Source organism: Streptomyces sp. NPDC002838 (genome assembly GCF_040295365.1).
Classification (GTDB): Bacteria; Actinomycetota; Actinomycetes; order Streptomycetales; family Streptomycetaceae; genus Streptomyces.
Genome location: NZ_JBEOVF010000002.1, coordinates 74,196 through 90,063, shown reverse-complemented (window position 1 = coordinate 90,063; position 15,868 = coordinate 74,196). Strand labels below are relative to the sequence as shown.

The following is a 15,868-nucleotide window of genomic DNA, read 5'->3' as shown; positions in this document are numbered from 1 at the left end:
CGTCAATCCTCCTGCGGGGCGTGCTGGAGGCGGTCGCGCAGGCTCTCCGCTGCGGCGCCGAACCCTCCCAGGTCACCTGCGCTGTGCTGTGCGGTGGCGTCCGGAACGAGCACCCGTTCGGCGGAGACGGTGACGGGGCCGGCCACCGGCAGAAGTGCGAGGCGGTGCTCGGCGGTTTCGATCTCGTACCCTGCGACCACCGGTGCCCTGCCTGTCGCGACGACGGCGTCGGTGACGATGCCGAGCCGCGCCCCGCTGCGGGTCGTCACCGCGAGACCCAGCACATTGCCCCCGCCCGGCCCTCTGGCATCCGACCGGGCAGCCGTGTCATCCTCCTCCAGCGCGCTCTCATCGCGCACCATGACCGCGTGCGGCCCCAGAGCATGGACGTTCCTCCACAGCAGAGCACGGTGGAGTGGGCCCGCGAGCAGGCCGCGGCCGGCGAGTGTGAAACACCGGATGCTGCCCGTCGAGGCGTCGAAGACGAGGTCCTTGACCCGCCCGATGTCTTCCCCCGCCAGAGTGACCACAGGTTTCTTGGCGATCTCGCTGGCTCGCATGTAGACGGTCACGGCTTGCGTCCTCCTCCCCTCCGGGGTCGGCCGCCCTGGGCTATCACGCCGCCGGAGCGGCGCCGCACCTGCAGCGACACGAGGGAGGCGGCGCCCACCAGGACGATCGCGAGAGCGACGATGAGCCAGGTCCACCATTCCATCTCCGCACCCCTTCGCTTGCGGCATCGCCTTGTGCCCCCGTTCCAGGGTCGGCCCGCCGATGCTCGGGTGTCGACCGCAACGTGTGAGGAGTGGCCTCGGGCCTCTTCGCCGGTATGCCGACCGGACGGGCCGATGCCCCGCAAGGCAGGCACCAGCCCTCATGAGGCGGGGATCTTGAGGACGCCGTCGTCGTAGTCCACGGTGATCGAGCCGAAGTCGCTGAGCACGTCCGAGCCGAGCAGGCCCTGAATACCACCGCCTCCCCTGGGAGGTTCCAGGTCGATGACCGTGACCTCACCCGGGTCCAGACGTACGTCACCGACCTTCCACCGGTCCACCACGGCAACGGGAACCTGCCCGGTGCCGAGGATCCCGCTCACTGAGCGGCGCTCGCCGGTGCGTTCCAGACCGACCCGGTCGGCGACGTCTTCGTCGACGACGCTTGCGGAGGCACCGGTGTCCAGAGCGAACATGAAGGGCCCCTCGCCTTCGATGCTCACCGGGACGAACGCCAGCGTCTGACCGTCCCGCTCCACGACCTCCAGGGGGACTTCGCCCACCGCTCCTGGAGAGGTCTGCGGCGCGTCCGGGGTGTCGCGATCTTCGTACAGGACGCAGCCGACGAGAAGCCATGCGGTAAGAGGCGCCGCAACGAGTCGGCCCGCCCGCCGATGCCTCGCGCCGGGCGCTCTGTCGTCCCGCATGTTCATGCGGCCGAAGTGCCCACCCAATCACCGCGCAAACACCCGTTCGCCACTGTGCAACGCCCCGAGAGTGGACAGAACGGCGCGCACCGCGTCGGCGTCCTCTCCTGCTCCCGGAGGAACAGAGTCATGGCCAGGGGGCCTGGGCGTGGTCCTCCGTGGGAGGCCGGAGGCGAAGGCGCGTGGAGAGGACCTCGCGCATCGGACCGCGGTCGCCATGCGGTAGGCATCCAGAGCACCCCGTGCCGCCCAGACGATCGGAGCCCCAGGACGCCTCGGCGCTCGGAGCGACCGGCCGACGGACCGCAGCGGCTCCAGCCGCCGCCGCACACATCACCGTCTGGAACACCGGCCACCATGCGTGAACGAGCGCCTGGGCTGACCGGCCGCTCACCCATCCGGACCACTGAGTCAGGGCGTGGGCGGCGAGCGGCCGCCAGGATGGAGAGTGCTGTCCCACGTACGAGGGAGAGATATGACCGAGACCGAGACCGACTCCGACAGGGCCGGGAGCGGTCAGCTCTCAGGGCACCCAGATCCCGGTTCCGCCATGGTCGACCTTCGGCGCGTCGGGGCGAACCCCGATTTCTGGTACCCGCTCGCGCTGTCCGGGAGCGTGCGCGGCAGGCGGGTGATCGCGACCGCGTTCGCCGGTGAGCGCATCGCGCTCTACCGCGGGGAGACCGGCGCCGTCTACGCGCTGGAGGACCGGTGCGCCCACCGGCAGGTGCCGCTGAGCCTGGGCGTCGTGGAGGGCGAGACACTCCGCTGCTGCTATCACGCGTGGGCCTATCGCGGAGACGGCCGCATCTCGCAGATTCCGTACCTGTCCAAAGGCGATGGCCGGCCGCCGCGCGGCGTGCGCGGTTACCCCGCCCGCGAGGCGTACGGCCTGGTGTTCGTCTTCCCGGGCGACCCGGACAAAGCAGCGGTCACCGCGCTGCCCGAGCTGCCTGCCTTCGGCTCACCGAAGTACAAGACCATGACTTTCTCCCGGACCGTACGCTGCCACTACTCCTTCATGCACGAGAACCTGCTCGACATGAACCACCAGTTCCTCCACCGGGGCGTCGTCGGCAGGCTCCACCCCGAGCTGCTGGAATACCGGACCGGCCCGCGGTCGGTGGAGGCCAGGTACCTGTTCACCCACGCAGGGGGGAAGCGGAACCGCGGCGCCGGCCTGCTGGCCGGCGAGGGCATCGGCGGCGGGGACTCCGCCGACGTCATGACCATCCGCACCGATTATCCGTACCAGACACTTGACCTGGTCCCGGAGAACGCCGAGCGTCCGGCCTTCCGCCTCTGGGCCGCGTACGTGCCCGAGGACGCCGAGCAGCGCACGTGTCACGCCTACGGCCTGCTCATGATCGAGAAGCCCCGGATTCCAGGCGCCCTTCATCTGGCCCGGCCGCTCATCCGGCGCTTCGCCGAGCGCGTGTTCGCCGAGGACCGCACGGCCGTCGAAGCCGAACAGCGAGCGTGGGAGGAACAGGGAGAGGACCGCAATCACGAGGTCTTCCCCCTCATCCTGGACGTCCGCGAGGTGCTGCGCGCCAACGGCGTCCCTCTCCGCTCCCAGGCAGCCACGTGCGGCACCGCCCCGGCGGACGGCCCGGCGCCGGGGCTCGACCACCACGCCGCAGGACCAGGCGCCCCGGCCGGCCCGGAGTCCCCCGCTGCGCCGCCGGGCGGGTGACCGCAGGGGAACGCCGATCGACGGGGAAACCGCCGGCCTTGGGCCCTCGGCGGACGTGTGGTTCCGGCCCTCCCCAGTGCCACCCTGGCGCGTTCACGAAAACGGTGACGCCCAATCAGGGCGTGGAACTCCGTAGCAGCCGGACGGTGTCTCGCTCGGTCACTGCCGCCCAGACGTCCTCGGTCATGCCCGGTCGACCCTCCCTTCCCCGTCCACCGCTTTGTGCGCTTGCGGGAGAGGCCGGGAGCCCGCGTCGGTCTCCGGGCGCTCGGAGACCGCGGGTGCGGGCTTGCGCAGTCGGTCCGCCAGGCGCAGGGCCACGGGCTCCGTCCAGCGGGCGGTGAGCGGGCCCAGGATCACCAGGACCAGTACATAGGCTGTGGCCAGTGGTCCGAGGGAGGGTTCGATGCCGGCGGTGACGGCGAGTCCGGCGATGACGATGGAGAACTCGCCGCGCGCCACCAGGCTGCCGCCCGCCCGCCAGCGTCCCTTGGCGGAGACCCCCGCTCGCTTGGCGGCCCAGTAGCCGGTGGCGATCTTCGTCAGCGCGGTGACGACGGCCAGCGCGAGGGCGGGAAGCAGCACCGGCGGGATGCTGGCCGGGTCCGTGTGCAGGCCGAAGAAGACGAAGAAGACCGCCGCGAACAGATCGCGCAGCGGTGCCAGCAGGTTGTGGGCGCCCTCGGCGACTTCGCCGGACAGGGCGATGCCCACGAGGAACGCGCCCACCGCGGCGGAGACCTGTAGCTGCTGGGCGAGGCCGGCGACGAGGAGGGTGAGGCCGAGGACGACCAGCAGCAGCTTCTCCGGGTCGTCGCTGGAGACGAAGCGGGAGATGTGCCGCCCGTAGCGCACCGCTATCAGAAGGACCAGCCCGGCGGCGCCGAGCGCGATGGCCAGCGTGACGCTGCCCGCCGCCAGCCCGGACCCGGCCAGCAGGGCCGTGATGATTGGCAGATAGACCGCCATGGACAGGTCCTCGAGCACCAGAATGCTCAGGATCACGGGTGTCTCGCGATTGCCGAGCCGCCCGAGGTCGCCGAGGACCTTTGCGATGACGCCGGAGGAGGAGATCCAGGTGACGCCGGCCAGGACCACGGCGGCGACCGGGCCCCAGCCGAGCAGCAGGGCCATCGCGGCGCCGGGCAGTGCGTTCAGCGCGGCGTCGACGAGGCCGGCCGGGTACTGGGTCTTGAGGTTGGAGACCAGGTCGCTGGCGGTGTACTCCAGGCCGAGCATGAGCAGCAGCAGGATCACGCCGATCTCGGCGCCGATCGCGACGAACTCCTCGCTGGTGCCCAGCGGCAGCAGCCCGCCCTCGCCGAAGGCGAGCCCGGCCAGCAGATACAACGGGATCGGTGAGAACTGGAAGCGCCCGGCGAACCGTCCCAGCAGCCCCAGACCGAGGATGATCGCGCCGAACTCGATCAGGAAGACCGCGGAGGAGTGCATGACGGGTCACTCCCGTCCCAGTATCGCGGCGGCTGCCTCCACGCCCTCGCGGGTGCCGATCACGATGAGGGTGTCGCCGCCGGCCAGCCGGAAGTCCGGGGTGGGCGAGGGGATCGCCTCGGCGCGGCGCAGCACCGCCACGATGGACACACCGGTCTCGGTGCGCATCCGCGTCTCGCCCAGCAGCCGCCCGTTCCAGTGCGAGGTGGCGGACAGTTCGATCCGCTCGGCCACCAGTCCCAGGTCGGTCGTGGAGAGCAGGTTCGGGCTGTGGTGCGTCGGTATGAGGGCGTCGATGAGGGTCGCCGCCTCTCCGGAGGTCAGCCGCACCGACAGGTCGCAGGCATCGGGATCGTCCTTGCGGTACGCGCTCAGGGTCCGTGATCCGTCGCGGTGGGCGACGACCGAAAGGCGGCGCTGTTCCCGCGTCGTCAGGTCATAGCGCACGCCGATCCCCGGCAACGGTGTACTGCTCAGGCGTGGAGCACCCACGACTGCCCCCTGTCTGGTTTGGGTGTTATCTAGGACGTGGCTGTTGATGCCACCCTAACCAGAGTTTGGAATGGGCCACGGAAGCGGTGGCCGAGGTCCGGATGGGACAATCCGCGTCCAGGGTCCGCGGGCTACGGCCATGGGGCACGGCCGTTGTACCTCTCTCCGCCGGCACCCGGAAGGACCGGAAGGACCGGAAGGAAACGTCAGCATGATCGAGTGGGTGTCTCTCAGCACCGGGGCACGTCCTGTCCCCCGGCCGGTCGCCACCTCGCTGGTGTGGGCCGCGGCCTTCGGCGGTGCCCTGGTGCTCGTGGCGCTGCTCAACACCCTCGTGGGCACCGACAAGCCCGGACTCGCCCTGGTGGCGCTGTCCCTGCTGGCCGCCCTGCTGGGCCTGTGTGCGCGCTTCACCGCCGCTCCCGGCACGGCGGTGCTGTGCTGGCTGTTCCTCAACGGCTTCGCCATCCCGCCCGCGGGCACCCTCACCTGGGCCGGACACCGCGACACGTTCTGGCTCTCCTGTCTGCTCGCCGCGGCTCTCGTCGGTACGGCGCTGGCCCGCCTGGTCCACGCTCGCGCCGCCTACCGCCGTATCACCGAGGGAGTTGTGGCGGCAGAGCCGGGCGATGGGCCGCGCTACTTCTGACCGGCGCCGGGGGACCCGCGAAGAGGCTGCCTCAGCTGAAGGGTCCTTCGTCGGCCGCGAGGGTCAGCACGCACCGCTGCCGGCCGACATCACGGGTGGGTGAGTCGTTGCATGCCGGATGACGGACCGGCCGACCCGACCGCGGATCGGCGACCGAACTGGCGTCCAGGAGATTCGGCGGCTCCGCGTCACTGAACCCCACGCGGGGCCACCTGGCATACCTGCCGGTGAACAAGGGTTGCATCCGGTACTCAGGTACAGGCTTACCGTCGATTCAGGCCGCCTCAGCAGGATGCGGCCCATACCGACAGGGGGTTGCGCGATGGTGCCGTGGGTGCCGGATGCATGCACACTGCCGACCGCTGAGCAGCCGCTGCGCGTGGCGGAATTCGACGCGCTGTTCGCCGACGCCCTGCTCGGCGTCGACCGGCCGCAGCCCGGTCACGTGCGACTGGTGCTGAACGAGGCAGCGGAGGAGCGGGCCCGCGAGCTCGCACAACGGGAGACCAACTGCTGCTCCTTTCTCACCTTCGCCTTCCACAGTGATGGGCAGGGGCGGCTGCTGATGGACATCAGCGCACCCGCCCGGCACACGGCGGTCGTAGAAGCGCTGGCGGTGCGGGCCGAGGCCGCGAAGGCGGCGCCATGACGACGCAGACGCTGCGCAGCGGACAGGTCGCCGAGGCAGCCGGGGTGAACCCGCAGACGCTGCGCTACTACGAGCGGCGCGGCCTGTTGCCCGAGCCGGAGCGGTCCAACGGCGGGCACCGCATGTATCCGCCGCATGCCGTGACCGTGCTGCGGGTGATCAAGGCCGCGCAGCGCCTGGGCTTCACCCTGGATGAGGTCGCCGAGCTGCTGGAAGCCGGCACATACCGGCACGGCCGCGGCGACGCCGGGCTCCAGCAGCGGGCCCGACGGAAGATCGCCGAGATCGACGCGAAGATGGCCGACCTGAACGTGATCCGCGCCAGTCTCACCGAAGCGGTCGCGGCGGGCTGCGACGACCTGACCGTGTGCGCGAGCAGTCCAGCCTGCCCCCTGCCGTTCGCCGATCTCATCGAGGAGGGCCGCCACGGCGGACCGTGCTGCTGATCCTCAGGGCGCCGGCCGGGCGCCCGGCGTGCTCGGCACTCCGGCCGGGCTCGCCTGCCTGGCGTGCTGCCTGCTGCCTGCTGCCTGTAGGCATCACGGCCGGCGTACTCGGCGGCGAAGCAGCCGCGGTCGCCGGATGACTACCCGCCCTCGCCCTCACGCCGGCAGTGGCCGCCGTCGGAACGTGGTGGCCGAGCCGGCGCCACCACCCGGCCGGATGCTCCCACTCACGTTCGGCCACCAGCCCTGCCTGCGGATGCGGCGGCAAAACCGCCCCGGCGCCAGCCGGGCGCTGGTGACCTGCCTAGAGTTTCGCCCATGACCGTCGCACGCTCCGTTGCCCTGTTCCTTGTCGCCGCCCTGTTCGAGATCGGCGGGGCGTGGCTGGTGTGGCAAGGCGTGCGGGAGAACAGGGGCTGGATGTGGGCCGGGGCCGGCGTCATCGCGCTCGGCCTGTACGGCTTCGTCGCCACCTTGCAGCACGACGCCAACTTCGGGCGCGTGCTGGCCGCCTACGGCGGCGTCTTCGTCGCCGGATCGATCGCCTGGGGCATGATCGCCGACGGCTACCGCCCCGACCGCTACGACGTCACCGGCGCTCTCATCTGCCTGGCCGGCATGGCCGTCCTGATGTACGCGCCTCGCGGCAACTGACCACCTCTGCCCGAGCGGAGGAGGCCGCCCGGCGGCCCCTCGGCGCCGTCGCGGTCAGGCTGCGGCCGGCGCGATGGTCAGCAGCCTGCCCATCGCGGCCAGTACGGACGGCTCGACCCGGTAGTAGACCCAGGTGCCGCGCCGCTCGGAGGTGAGCAGCCCGGCCTCCTTGAGCTTCTTCAGGTGGTGGGAGACGGTCGGCTGGGAGACGCCGACGTCGGAGATGTCGCACACGCACGCCTCGCCGCCCTCGTGCGAGGCCACGGCGGAGAACAGCCGCAGCCGCACCGGATCACCCAGGGCCTTGAACATCCGCGCGGCCGTCTCGGCCTCCTCCGCGGTGAACGGGCGCTCCGTGAGCGGCGGGCAGCACGGCGCCACGGCCTTGGGGGCGGGTTCCAACAGCGGCAGCACCTTCGTATTCGACATGCATCTATGTTGACATGCGTCGAACCAATGGTGTGAGATCCGGACGCTCTCAGGTGCCGGAGGGGTGGCGGCGATGCGCCACGCGACCCGGGAAGCGTCCCGACCCACCCCGCGCAAGGAGTTCGACGACGGGCTGCGCTGCCACTCCAGGCCGACTGAGGCCTGTCCAGTCCCGGCAGGTCAGAGCGGTACGGGCGTCCGAAGGTGCCGGATGCCGCGGTCGCGGCCCGCGCTGCCGGCTGCCCGTCGCCCTCCAGACTGAGCGTGAACGTGCCGTCCCCGGAATGGACTTCGCGCACTGTCGTCCGGATGCGGATGCGGATGTCGGCGTCCAGTCGGTCGGCGTAGCGCAGCAGACAGGCGACGACCTCGTCTCGGTGCGGGTAGCGGTCCGGGGCGCCGCCGAACGGCAGCCCGGGCAGGGAGCTGTACCCGGCCGGGGAGAACGGGGTGGCGCTGTCGTGGTAGTGCGGCCACGACCCCGCCGCCTGCTCCGACGCCTCCAGTACCACCGGCTCGAGCCCCTCCCGGGGAAGGGCGTGCGCTGCGGCCGGCCCGGACTGACCGTCGCCGATCACCGCGACATCGACGTGCTCCACAGGAGGTTTCAGATTCGATGAACGTCTATGTTGACGTTCATCGAAGCAGCTGCCATGCTGGCAGTGCAAGCCATCGACGAACGTCGAAGCAAAGGGGAGTTCTCGTGAGCGCGTCCACCACCGACCAGCTGCCCGTCGTGGTCATCGGAGCCGGCCCGATCGGCCTGGCCACTGCCGCCCGCCTCGTCGAGCGCGGCCTCGACCCGCTGGTCCTGGAAGCCGGACCGTCGGCCGGCACCGCCGTACGCGGCTGGGCGCATGTCCGGCTGTTCTCGCCCTGGACAGAAGTCACCGACCCGGCCGCCGAGAAGCTCCTCGCGCCGACCGGCTGGACCCGCCCGGACGGCGCGACCTACCCCACCGGTGGCGACTGGGCCGAGCGGTACCTGCAGCCGCTCGCCGACGTTCTCGGCGACAAAGTCCGTTACGGCGCCACGGTGACGGGCGTGGCCCGTGCCGGACGCGACCGCATCGTCGACTCAGGGCGTGAAGAGCAGCCCTTCAGCGTGCACGTCTTGCTGGCCGACGGTGGGGAGGAGCGGATCACCGCCCGGGCCGTCATCGACGCCTCCGGCACCTGGTCCGCCCCCGGCCCGCTGGGCGCCAACGGCCTGCCCGCTCTCGGCGAGAAGACGGCCGCCGACCGCATCGCCTACCGCGTCCCCGACCTCAACGACCCTGCCGTACGCGCTCGTTACGCGGGCAGGCGCACCGCGGTCGTCGGCTCCGGCGCCTCCGCCTTCACCGCCCTCGCCCACCTCGCCGACCTGGCCAAGGAAGAGCCGGGCACGCACGCGGTGTGGATCCTGCGCCGTGGTATCACCGGATCCACCTTCGGCGGCGGCGAGGCCGACCAGCTGCCCGCCCGCGGCGCCCTGGGCCTGCGCGCCAAGGCCGCCGTCGAGGCCGGCCACGCGAGCGCGGCCACCGGCTTTCGTACGCAGACCGTCGAACGACTCGGCGACCAGCTGGTGCTGGTCGCCGAGGACGGCCGCCGTCTGGACCCGGTCGACGAGGTGATCGTCCTGACCGGCTTCCGTCCGGACCTGTCCTTCCTCTCCGAGATCCGCCTCGGCCTGGACGAGCGGCTGCAGGCCCCGGCCGCGCTGGCCCCGCTGATCGACCCGAACGTGCACTCCTGCGGCACGGTCTACCCGCACGGTGTGAACGAGCTCTCCCACCCTGAGCAGGGCATCTACCTGGTCGGCATGAAGTCCTACGGCCGCGCCCCCACGTTCCTGGCGATGACGGGCTACGAGCAGGCTCGCTCCATCACCGCCGCCCTCGCCGGTGATCGCGAGGCCGCCGAGCGTGTCGAGCTGACCCTGCCGGAGACCGGCGTGTGCGGCGGCGCGGGCCTGTTCGACGAGCCCGACGGCGTCCAAGGCGGCGAGTCCGGCGGCTGCTGCGCCGCTCCCACCACCCTCCAGATCGGCATCGGCGCCCCGGTCTCCTCCGGCGGCTGCTGAACCCCACACCACTCAAGGAGGCTCGCCATGGCCCGCGTACAGCTCGCCCTCCGCGTCCCCGACCTCGACGCGTCCGTGGCCTTCTACACAAAGCTCTTCGGCACCGAGCCCGCCAAACTCCGCGACGGCTACGCCAACTTCGCCATCGCCGAGCCCCCGCTCAAGCTCGTCCTGATCGAAGGCACCGCGGGCGAGAACACCCGCATGGACCACCTCGGCGTCGAGGTCGAGACCACCGAGGCCGTCCACGCCGCTACCGCCCGCCTGACCGAGTCAGGCCTGGCCACCGACGTGGAGAACGACACCGCCTGTTGTTACGCCCTCCAGGACAAGGTCTGGGTCCACGGCCCCGGCCAGGAACCCTGGGAGGTGTACGTCGTCAAGGCCGACGCCGACACCCTGGCCAAGCAGCAGGGCAGCACCTGCTGCGCCGCCCCGGCCGACGCGGCCACGCAGGAGCAGGCCGCAGCGGGCGGCTGCTGTTGATCCGCCGATGACCAACCTCGACACCAGCGAGGCCGTGACCGGGGCGGAGGACCGGTCACGGCCTCGCGCCGCCCTGCCCGCCCTGTGCGTCACCCAGATGACCAGCTGGGGAATCGTCTACTACGCCTTCCCGGTCCTGAACCCCCGGATCACCGCCGACACCGGCTGGTCCACCACAGCCACGACCGGCGCCTTCTCGGCGGCCCTGATCGTCTCCGCGCTCGCCGGAATTCGCGTCGGCCGCATCCTCGACCGCCGCGGCCCGCGCGCCGTGATGACCACCGGCTCGCTCCTGGGCGTGACCGCGGTGCTCGCCGTAGCACAGGCGTCCAACTTGGCGGTCTTCACCGCGGCCTGGCTGCTGGCGGGGCTGTCCATGGCCGCCACCTTCTACCAGCCGGCCTTCGCGGCCCTCACCCGCTGGTGGGGACCGGACCGCGTCCGCGCCCTGACGATCGTCACGCTCGCCGGCGGCCTGGCCTCCACCGCCTTCGCACCCCTGACCGCCGCGCTCGCCGAGCACCTGAGCTGGCGCACCACCTACACGGTCCTGGCACTGATCCTTGCCGTCGTGACCGTTCCCGCCCACGCCTTCGCGCTGCGGGCCCCATGGCCACCGGCGCCGGCGCACCCCACCCAACCGGCCTACGACTGCAGGTCAGTTGCCCGCAGCCGGCCCTTCATCCTGCTTGCCGCCGCACTGACCCTCAACGGCTTCGCGATGTACGCCGTCGTCATCGCCCTTGTCCCGCTGCTGACAGAACGCGGCGCGAGTCCCACCGCGGCGGCCTGGGCCCTCGGTCTCGGCGGCGCGGGCCAGACCCTCGGCCGCACCCTCTACACCACCCTCGCCCGCCACACGAGCGTCACCGCCCGCACGGTCACGCTGACCGCTGCAGGCGGAGCCACCACGATGGCACTCGCCGTTGTCCCCGGCCCTTACACGCTCCTGCTCCTGCTGGCCGTCATCGCGGGCATGGTCCGCGGCAACCTCACCCTCCTGCAGGCCACCGCGGTCACCGACCGCTGGGGTACGACCCACTACGGCGGCCTCTCCGGCATCCTTGCCGCTCCCGTAACCATGGCCGGCGCCATCGCCCCCTTCGCCGGCGCGGTCCTGGCGGGCGAACTGGGCGGCTACCCGCACCTGTTCGGCGTACTTGCAGGCGTGTCCCTCGTGGCCGCCATCCTGGCTGCGGCAACGGGGACCCGAACGCGGTGAGGCTCGCGCTTCGGGAGCTGGGGTGTCTTGACCTCAGGCAGCCCAGTGCTACCGCGTGCCAGGGCTGTCATCGGGCAGTCAGGGGAACCGTAACGGCGATGCCGTGCTGCTGGTGGTGTCAGAGCTGGTCGCCAATCGAGGAATGCCGTAGCGCGGCCAGCCGCTCGGGCACGCGGCGTCAGCCCGAGGCGGCGAGTTGGCTGAGCAACTGCATGATGAGGGCGTCGCCGCCCCATTTGCCTTTCTGCTGGGCGTCGTTGAGACGCCGGCCGAGGTCGCGGGCCTTCTCGGCGGCCTTGCCGGTCTCTCCCGCTGGATCTCTTTCTCGATCTCGGCGGCGTCCGGGTGCCTTCCTGCGCTGGTCGGGCAGGGCGATCAGGGGCAGGTCCATCCGTCACGCCGCTCGCCCGCCCGCAGCAGTGGCTCGATCACATACCGCGTGGGTCGGCCCGGCCGGTGTTCGGCCGTCAGGAGCCGCCCGACGCCGCCCGGGTCGAACTCGTCCGAGGTGATCGGCGCGAACACCATGACCAGGTCCCCGCTCGTGGGTGGTCCGTGCGATCGCGTAGCCGGGTCACCACCGGGGCCGGGTTGCCGAGGTGGGTGGCTGCCCACAATGCCGGCTCACCTGGGCGATGTGCTCCACCAACTCCTCGGCGGTGGGTATGTCCGGCGGTGTTGTACTCACGCCTGTCCTCCCGTGCGGAGTTGCCCGTCGGTGCGGCCGCTCGCGTGCGCAGGGTGTCCACCGACGCGCTTCTCCCGCCCCGTGCACCGCCGATGCCTTGTCGCACGATGGCTTGCCCTTGGCCAATGGCCCAGGTGTGACATCTGCAGCGCCCGGCGCGCTGTAGCAGGTGGGCCGCCTGGGCGGCTCCGTGAGGCCCGCTTTCCCCCCGTGAGCGGGTACTCGTTGCCGGGGCAGGCAGGCGCGATCCCCCGTCGCCTGCCTGCCCCGCGCGCAGTCCGCGTGACCCCGGCCGCTCCCCGGCCGGCCCCGCGGTCGGACCCGGTCCCATGGCCGGGCCGACCGGGGCCGAATGCCGGCACTTCTGTACGCTGGTGCACGCAACGGCGTAATTGTGTTCATAACGCATGATCCGGGCGTAGAGCTATGCGGTGCCCGCGGGGGAAGGACGGGTGTGCACGTGCTGGTGGCGGATCGGTACCAGCTCGACGAACCGCTGGGCCGCGGCGCGATGGGCGAGGTCTGGCGCGCCACCGACCAGATCCTGCACCGGCCGGTCGCGGTGAAGCTCCTGCACACCGACCAGCCGGAGCAGGTAGCGGCGACCGACGCCGAACGCTTCCGCCTGGAGGCCCGGACCGCCGCCCGCCTCAACCACCCCCACCTGGTCGCCGTCTACGACTTCGGCTCCCACGACGGCCGGCTCTACCTGGTCATGGAGCTCGTCGACGGCTGGACCCTGGCCCAGGAGCGGTCCCTGCGAGGAACCCTGCCCCCGCAGGAAGCCGCCGGCTTCGCGGCGCAGATGGCGGCCGGTCTGGCCGCCGCGCATCGCCAGGGCGTGATCCACCGGGACATCAAGCCCGCCAACGTGATGCTCACCGCCGACCGCACTGTGAAGATCACCGACTTCGGGATCGCCCGCTTCACCGACGAGGCCGCCGGCACCCTGACCGCAGCCGGAAAGATCGTCGGCAGTGCCGCCTACCTGGCGCCCGAGCGTGCCCTGGGCCGCCCCGCCCAGCCCGCCTCGGACGTGTACTCCCTGGGCTGCGTCCTGTACGAACTGCTCACCGGCCGCCCGCCGTTCACCGGCGCAACCAGCCTGGCCGTGGTCCAGCGGCACGTCGACGCCGCCCCCGTGCCGCCCACCCGGCAGCGCCCGGACATCCCCGGCCCGCTCGCCGAGCATGTGCTGCGGCTGCTGGCCAAGGATCCCGCGCAGCGCCCCACCGCCGACCAGCCGGCCGCCTGGCTGTCCAACACGGCGGAACCGGCCGGCCCGCCGGCACCGCAGATGGCTCCGGCCGGCTCGCCCCCGCTGCCGCCGTCTGCGCACCTGCCCCGGACGGAGGGGCTCCCAGCGGTGATCCGGCCGCGGGCCGTCCGGCGCGCTGGTATGTCCCCGAAAGCCCTGCTCGCCCTCGGCGGCATCGTCGTGTTCGCCGTGTCGGCAGCCGTCGGGATGGCACTGACATCGGACGACGGCTCCTCGCCGAATCCCGCGAGCACGCCACCTCCCGCTTCCTCGCCGGCCACCGAGAAGTCCACCACGGCGCCCCTGCCGTCGATGTCCTCCGCACCGGTGGCGGACGACGGCAACGACGACGAAGAGGCGAAGGAGGAGCGCAAGGCCGCCGAGGAGGAACAGAAGCGACAAGAGGAAGAACACAAGAAGCAGGAAGAGGAGAGGAAGAAAGCCGCGGAAGAAGCGCGCAAGGACGACGGCTGACCCGACACCGAGGCGAGCTGGACGGCCGAATCACCCCGTATGCGGCGGTCTCGCGCCATCAGGTCCCTGCGCGCAGTGTGCCCGCCGGGGCGTTGAGCGGGTCGCTGAACGGCTGCCCACTGTGCCCACCAGGATTCCGGGCTTCCGAGCGTGAATGCCTGGCGTGGTTTCTGTGATCTCTAGGGACAGAACAGTGCACAGAGCCCTCGCCGGTGCTTTCCGGCACACGTGCGACGAGGCGATCGAGAGCAGTGCGGCATCGGCATTCGGCGACAGCGAGGCTCCGCGCAGGCTGAGGGGCCTGTTCCGCCTGCCGTCCCCCGCGTGCCCGGAAGGCGGACCAGGCCTCGTCCTGATCACGCCGTGGCGCGTCAACTGAAGGCGCTTCGGCGGGAATCCACGGCTCCGATGCCCAGAGTTCGCGTAGCGGATTGGTCAAAGCCGCTCGAACCTGAACGGCGCCAGGACTTCGCCCAGGTCCTCGCCGAGCGCCTCGGCCGCGACCAGGTCGCCGGCGTGCACACTCAGGGTCGCACCGCTGTGCGAGACGGCGAAATGGAGGTTCGGCAGCTCGACGGCCCGTCCCAGGACCGGTAGGCCGTCGCCGGGGATGGGCCGTTCACCCACCCGAACGCTTTCCACGGTCGCGGCTCGGATCCCGGGGTACAGCGCACGGGCCGCCTCAAGCACTCTGGTCACTGCCGATCGCTCAACGCTGACCTCACCGGTGTCGGACACGTACGCCGCACCGTCGGCCTCAGGGGTGTGCAGAAGGAGTCGTCCGGCGCCGTCCGGGCGTAGGTGGACGTGCGGGGCGTGGATGACACGCGACACCGAGACCGCGACCGGCGACGTGTAGATGAGCACACCGCGGGTGTTGCGCATCGGCAGAACCAGGCCGGCGAGCTCGGCGATCCTGGCAGCCTGCGGCCCCGCACAGTTGACGACCGCGTCGGCGTCGAGCCGCCGCCCCGAGGCGAGCCGGACAGCGCGCACCAGACCGGCGGTCGACTCAAGGCCGGTGACAGGGTCGTCGCAGACCAGCTCGGCACCACGGGAGACCGCGCTGGAGAGCAGGTGGCCGATGAGGCGGGTCGGTTCGATCCAGCCCTCGCGTGGGAAGTAGGCGATCCCGTCCGCCGGCAGTCCGGCGGGGTCGATGTCCGGTTCGAGGCGCAGCGCCTCCGCCCGGCTGAGCCAACGCGCCTCGTATCCGTAGTCCAGGACACCGGCGACCTTCTTGCGCAGCTCCTCGTGCTCGGTGTCGTCGGCGGCCCACTCCAGGTTGCCGCCTTCGTGGTACCAGTCGCTGTCAGGTATTTCGGCCGCCAGCTGCCGGTGGGCTTGCATGCCGGCGACACTGAGATCGTGGTACGGCCGTGGCTCCTTACCGCAGGAGTTGGTCCACGAGAACGTCGCACCGGAGGTGCCGCCCGCCGGCGCACCGGCGTCCACGACGGTGACGCGAGCACCCCGCCGCGTCAGCGAGGCAGTCACCGCCGCGCCGTAGACGCCGGCGCCGATGACGACTACGTGCTCAACCACCCTGATCCGCCTCCGTTTTTAGGTGTCGGTGCGCAGAGCGATTTCTCGTGTCGGCCACCCCTTTCGGGAAGTAGCTGGTTACAAGCCGAGCATGCGCGGTCGCATGCAGTCAACGGTCCGGGCCATACCCGGCGCAGTGGCTGTGACCCACATCACTCTCCCGTTTTCGGCTGCGACGACGGATTTTCCTCCGGTGGCTGGTCTTGATGCGGACCGAACCCGACCACCACTTCGGAGAGT

18 protein-coding genes and 1 pseudogene are annotated in these 15,868 nt (G+C 71.3%); 9 read left to right on the top strand and 10 right to left on the bottom strand.

Annotated elements, in window-relative coordinates:
- Positions 1-2 precede the first annotated feature (2 nt).
- The 3 genes from ABT063_RS03045 to ABT063_RS03035 form a co-directional block, all read right to left on the bottom strand.
- On the bottom strand, positions 3-572 hold the full coding sequence (locus tag ABT063_RS03045) for a PRC-barrel domain-containing protein (RefSeq protein ID WP_351055318.1): 570 nt from the start codon (positions 570-572) through the stop codon (positions 3-5).
- Positions 569-715 carry a hypothetical protein gene (locus tag ABT063_RS03040; RefSeq protein WP_351055317.1) on the bottom strand — a complete coding sequence of 49 codons (147 nt, stop codon included), beginning with the start codon at positions 713-715 and terminating at the stop codon, positions 569-571. Before ABT063_RS03040 ends, ABT063_RS03045 begins: the two co-directional genes overlap by 4 nt.
- Positions 716-874: 159 nt before the next feature.
- On the bottom strand, positions 875-1,276 hold the full coding sequence (locus ABT063_RS03035) for a retropepsin-like aspartic protease (protein ID WP_351055316.1): 402 nt from the start codon (positions 1,274-1,276) through the stop codon (positions 875-877).
- A 619-nt stretch (positions 1,277-1,895) separates the two neighbouring features.
- Between ABT063_RS03035 and ABT063_RS03030 the strand changes: the two genes are divergently transcribed.
- On the top strand, positions 1,896-3,116 hold the full coding sequence (locus ABT063_RS03030) for a Rieske 2Fe-2S domain-containing protein (RefSeq protein WP_351055315.1): 1,221 nt from the start codon (positions 1,896-1,898) through the stop codon (positions 3,114-3,116).
- 183 nt (positions 3,117-3,299) lie between these two features.
- Here ABT063_RS03030 and ABT063_RS03025 read toward each other — a convergent pair whose 3' ends face one another.
- Both ABT063_RS03025 and ABT063_RS03020 read right to left on the bottom strand, forming a co-directional pair.
- On the bottom strand, positions 3,300-4,568 hold the full coding sequence (locus ABT063_RS03025; protein ID WP_351055314.1) for a cation:proton antiporter: 1,269 nt from the start codon (positions 4,566-4,568) through the stop codon (positions 3,300-3,302).
- A 6-nt stretch (positions 4,569-4,574) separates the two neighbouring features.
- Complete coding sequence (locus ABT063_RS03020) at positions 4,575-5,060, bottom strand: cation:proton antiporter regulatory subunit (RefSeq protein WP_351055313.1); 486 nt, start codon at positions 5,058-5,060, stop codon at positions 4,575-4,577.
- A gap of 211 nt (positions 5,061-5,271) precedes the next feature.
- On the opposite strand from ABT063_RS03020, the gene ABT063_RS03015 reads away from it, so the two are divergent.
- The 4 genes from ABT063_RS03015 (at position 5,272) to ABT063_RS03000 (ending at position 7,458) form a co-directional block, all read left to right on the top strand.
- Positions 5,272-5,709: a hypothetical protein gene (locus ABT063_RS03015; protein WP_351055312.1), complete on the top strand. Its 438-nt coding sequence runs from the start codon at positions 5,272-5,274 to the stop codon at positions 5,707-5,709.
- 334 nt (positions 5,710-6,043) lie between these two features.
- Positions 6,044-6,358, top strand: coding sequence for a hypothetical protein (locus ABT063_RS03010; protein WP_351055311.1), 315 nt, complete (start codon positions 6,044-6,046; stop codon positions 6,356-6,358).
- Complete coding sequence (locus ABT063_RS03005) at positions 6,355-6,804, top strand: MerR family transcriptional regulator (protein ID WP_351055310.1); 450 nt, start codon at positions 6,355-6,357, stop codon at positions 6,802-6,804. The genes ABT063_RS03010 and ABT063_RS03005 overlap by 4 nt, the downstream gene beginning before the upstream one ends.
- Positions 6,805-7,122: 318 nt before the next feature.
- On the top strand, positions 7,123-7,458 hold the full coding sequence (locus ABT063_RS03000; protein ID WP_351055309.1) for a YnfA family protein: 336 nt from the start codon (positions 7,123-7,125) through the stop codon (positions 7,456-7,458).
- Positions 7,459-7,512: 54 nt separating this feature from the next.
- On the opposite strand, the gene ABT063_RS02995 is transcribed toward ABT063_RS03000, so the two are convergent.
- Both ABT063_RS02995 and ABT063_RS02990 read right to left on the bottom strand, forming a co-directional pair.
- A complete protein-coding gene (locus ABT063_RS02995; RefSeq protein ID WP_351055308.1) occupies positions 7,513-7,887 on the bottom strand; it encodes an ArsR/SmtB family transcription factor in 375 nt (124 codons plus the stop codon).
- 224 nt (positions 7,888-8,111) lie between these two features.
- Positions 8,112-8,465, bottom strand: a pseudogene (locus tag ABT063_RS02990) (FAD-dependent oxidoreductase); the annotation flags it as partial.
- Between the two features lie 125 nt (positions 8,466-8,590).
- Between ABT063_RS02990 and ABT063_RS02985 the strand changes: the two are divergent.
- From ABT063_RS02985 to ABT063_RS02975, 3 genes are read left to right on the top strand one after another with little or no spacing between them, the layout of a single operon-like run.
- Positions 8,591-9,955, top strand: coding sequence for an FAD-dependent oxidoreductase (locus ABT063_RS02985; protein ID WP_351055307.1), 1,365 nt, complete (start codon positions 8,591-8,593; stop codon positions 9,953-9,955).
- 27 nt (positions 9,956-9,982) lie between these two features.
- On the top strand, positions 9,983-10,441 hold the full coding sequence (locus tag ABT063_RS02980) for an ArsI/CadI family heavy metal resistance metalloenzyme (protein WP_351055306.1): 459 nt from the start codon (positions 9,983-9,985) through the stop codon (positions 10,439-10,441).
- A 7-nt stretch (positions 10,442-10,448) separates the two neighbouring features.
- Positions 10,449-11,663, top strand: a complete 1,215-nt coding sequence (locus tag ABT063_RS02975; RefSeq protein ID WP_351055305.1) for an MFS transporter — start codon at positions 10,449-10,451, stop codon at positions 11,661-11,663.
- 178 nt (positions 11,664-11,841) lie between these two features.
- Here the strand turns inward: ABT063_RS02975 and ABT063_RS02970 are convergent, their stop codons facing one another.
- Both ABT063_RS02970 and ABT063_RS02965 read right to left on the bottom strand, forming a co-directional pair.
- Positions 11,842-12,054, bottom strand: coding sequence for a hypothetical protein (locus ABT063_RS02970; protein WP_351055304.1), 213 nt, complete (start codon positions 12,052-12,054; stop codon positions 11,842-11,844).
- Positions 12,039-12,191 (bottom strand): hypothetical protein, encoded by a 153-nt coding sequence (locus tag ABT063_RS02965; RefSeq protein ID WP_351055303.1) that lies wholly within the window; start codon positions 12,189-12,191, stop codon positions 12,039-12,041. Before ABT063_RS02965 ends, ABT063_RS02970 begins: the two co-directional genes overlap by 16 nt.
- 620 nt (positions 12,192-12,811) lie before the next feature.
- Here ABT063_RS02965 and ABT063_RS02960 point away from each other — a divergent pair.
- Positions 12,812-14,083: a serine/threonine-protein kinase gene (locus ABT063_RS02960; RefSeq protein WP_351055302.1), complete on the top strand. Its 1,272-nt coding sequence runs from the start codon at positions 12,812-12,814 to the stop codon at positions 14,081-14,083.
- Positions 14,084-14,518: 435 nt separating this feature from the next.
- Here ABT063_RS02960 and ABT063_RS02955 read toward each other — a convergent pair whose 3' ends face one another.
- Entirely contained in the window at positions 14,519-15,628 is a 1,110-nt protein-coding gene (locus ABT063_RS02955; protein WP_351055301.1) for an NAD(P)/FAD-dependent oxidoreductase, read from the bottom strand.
- Between the last annotated feature and the right edge of the window lie 240 nt (positions 15,629-15,868).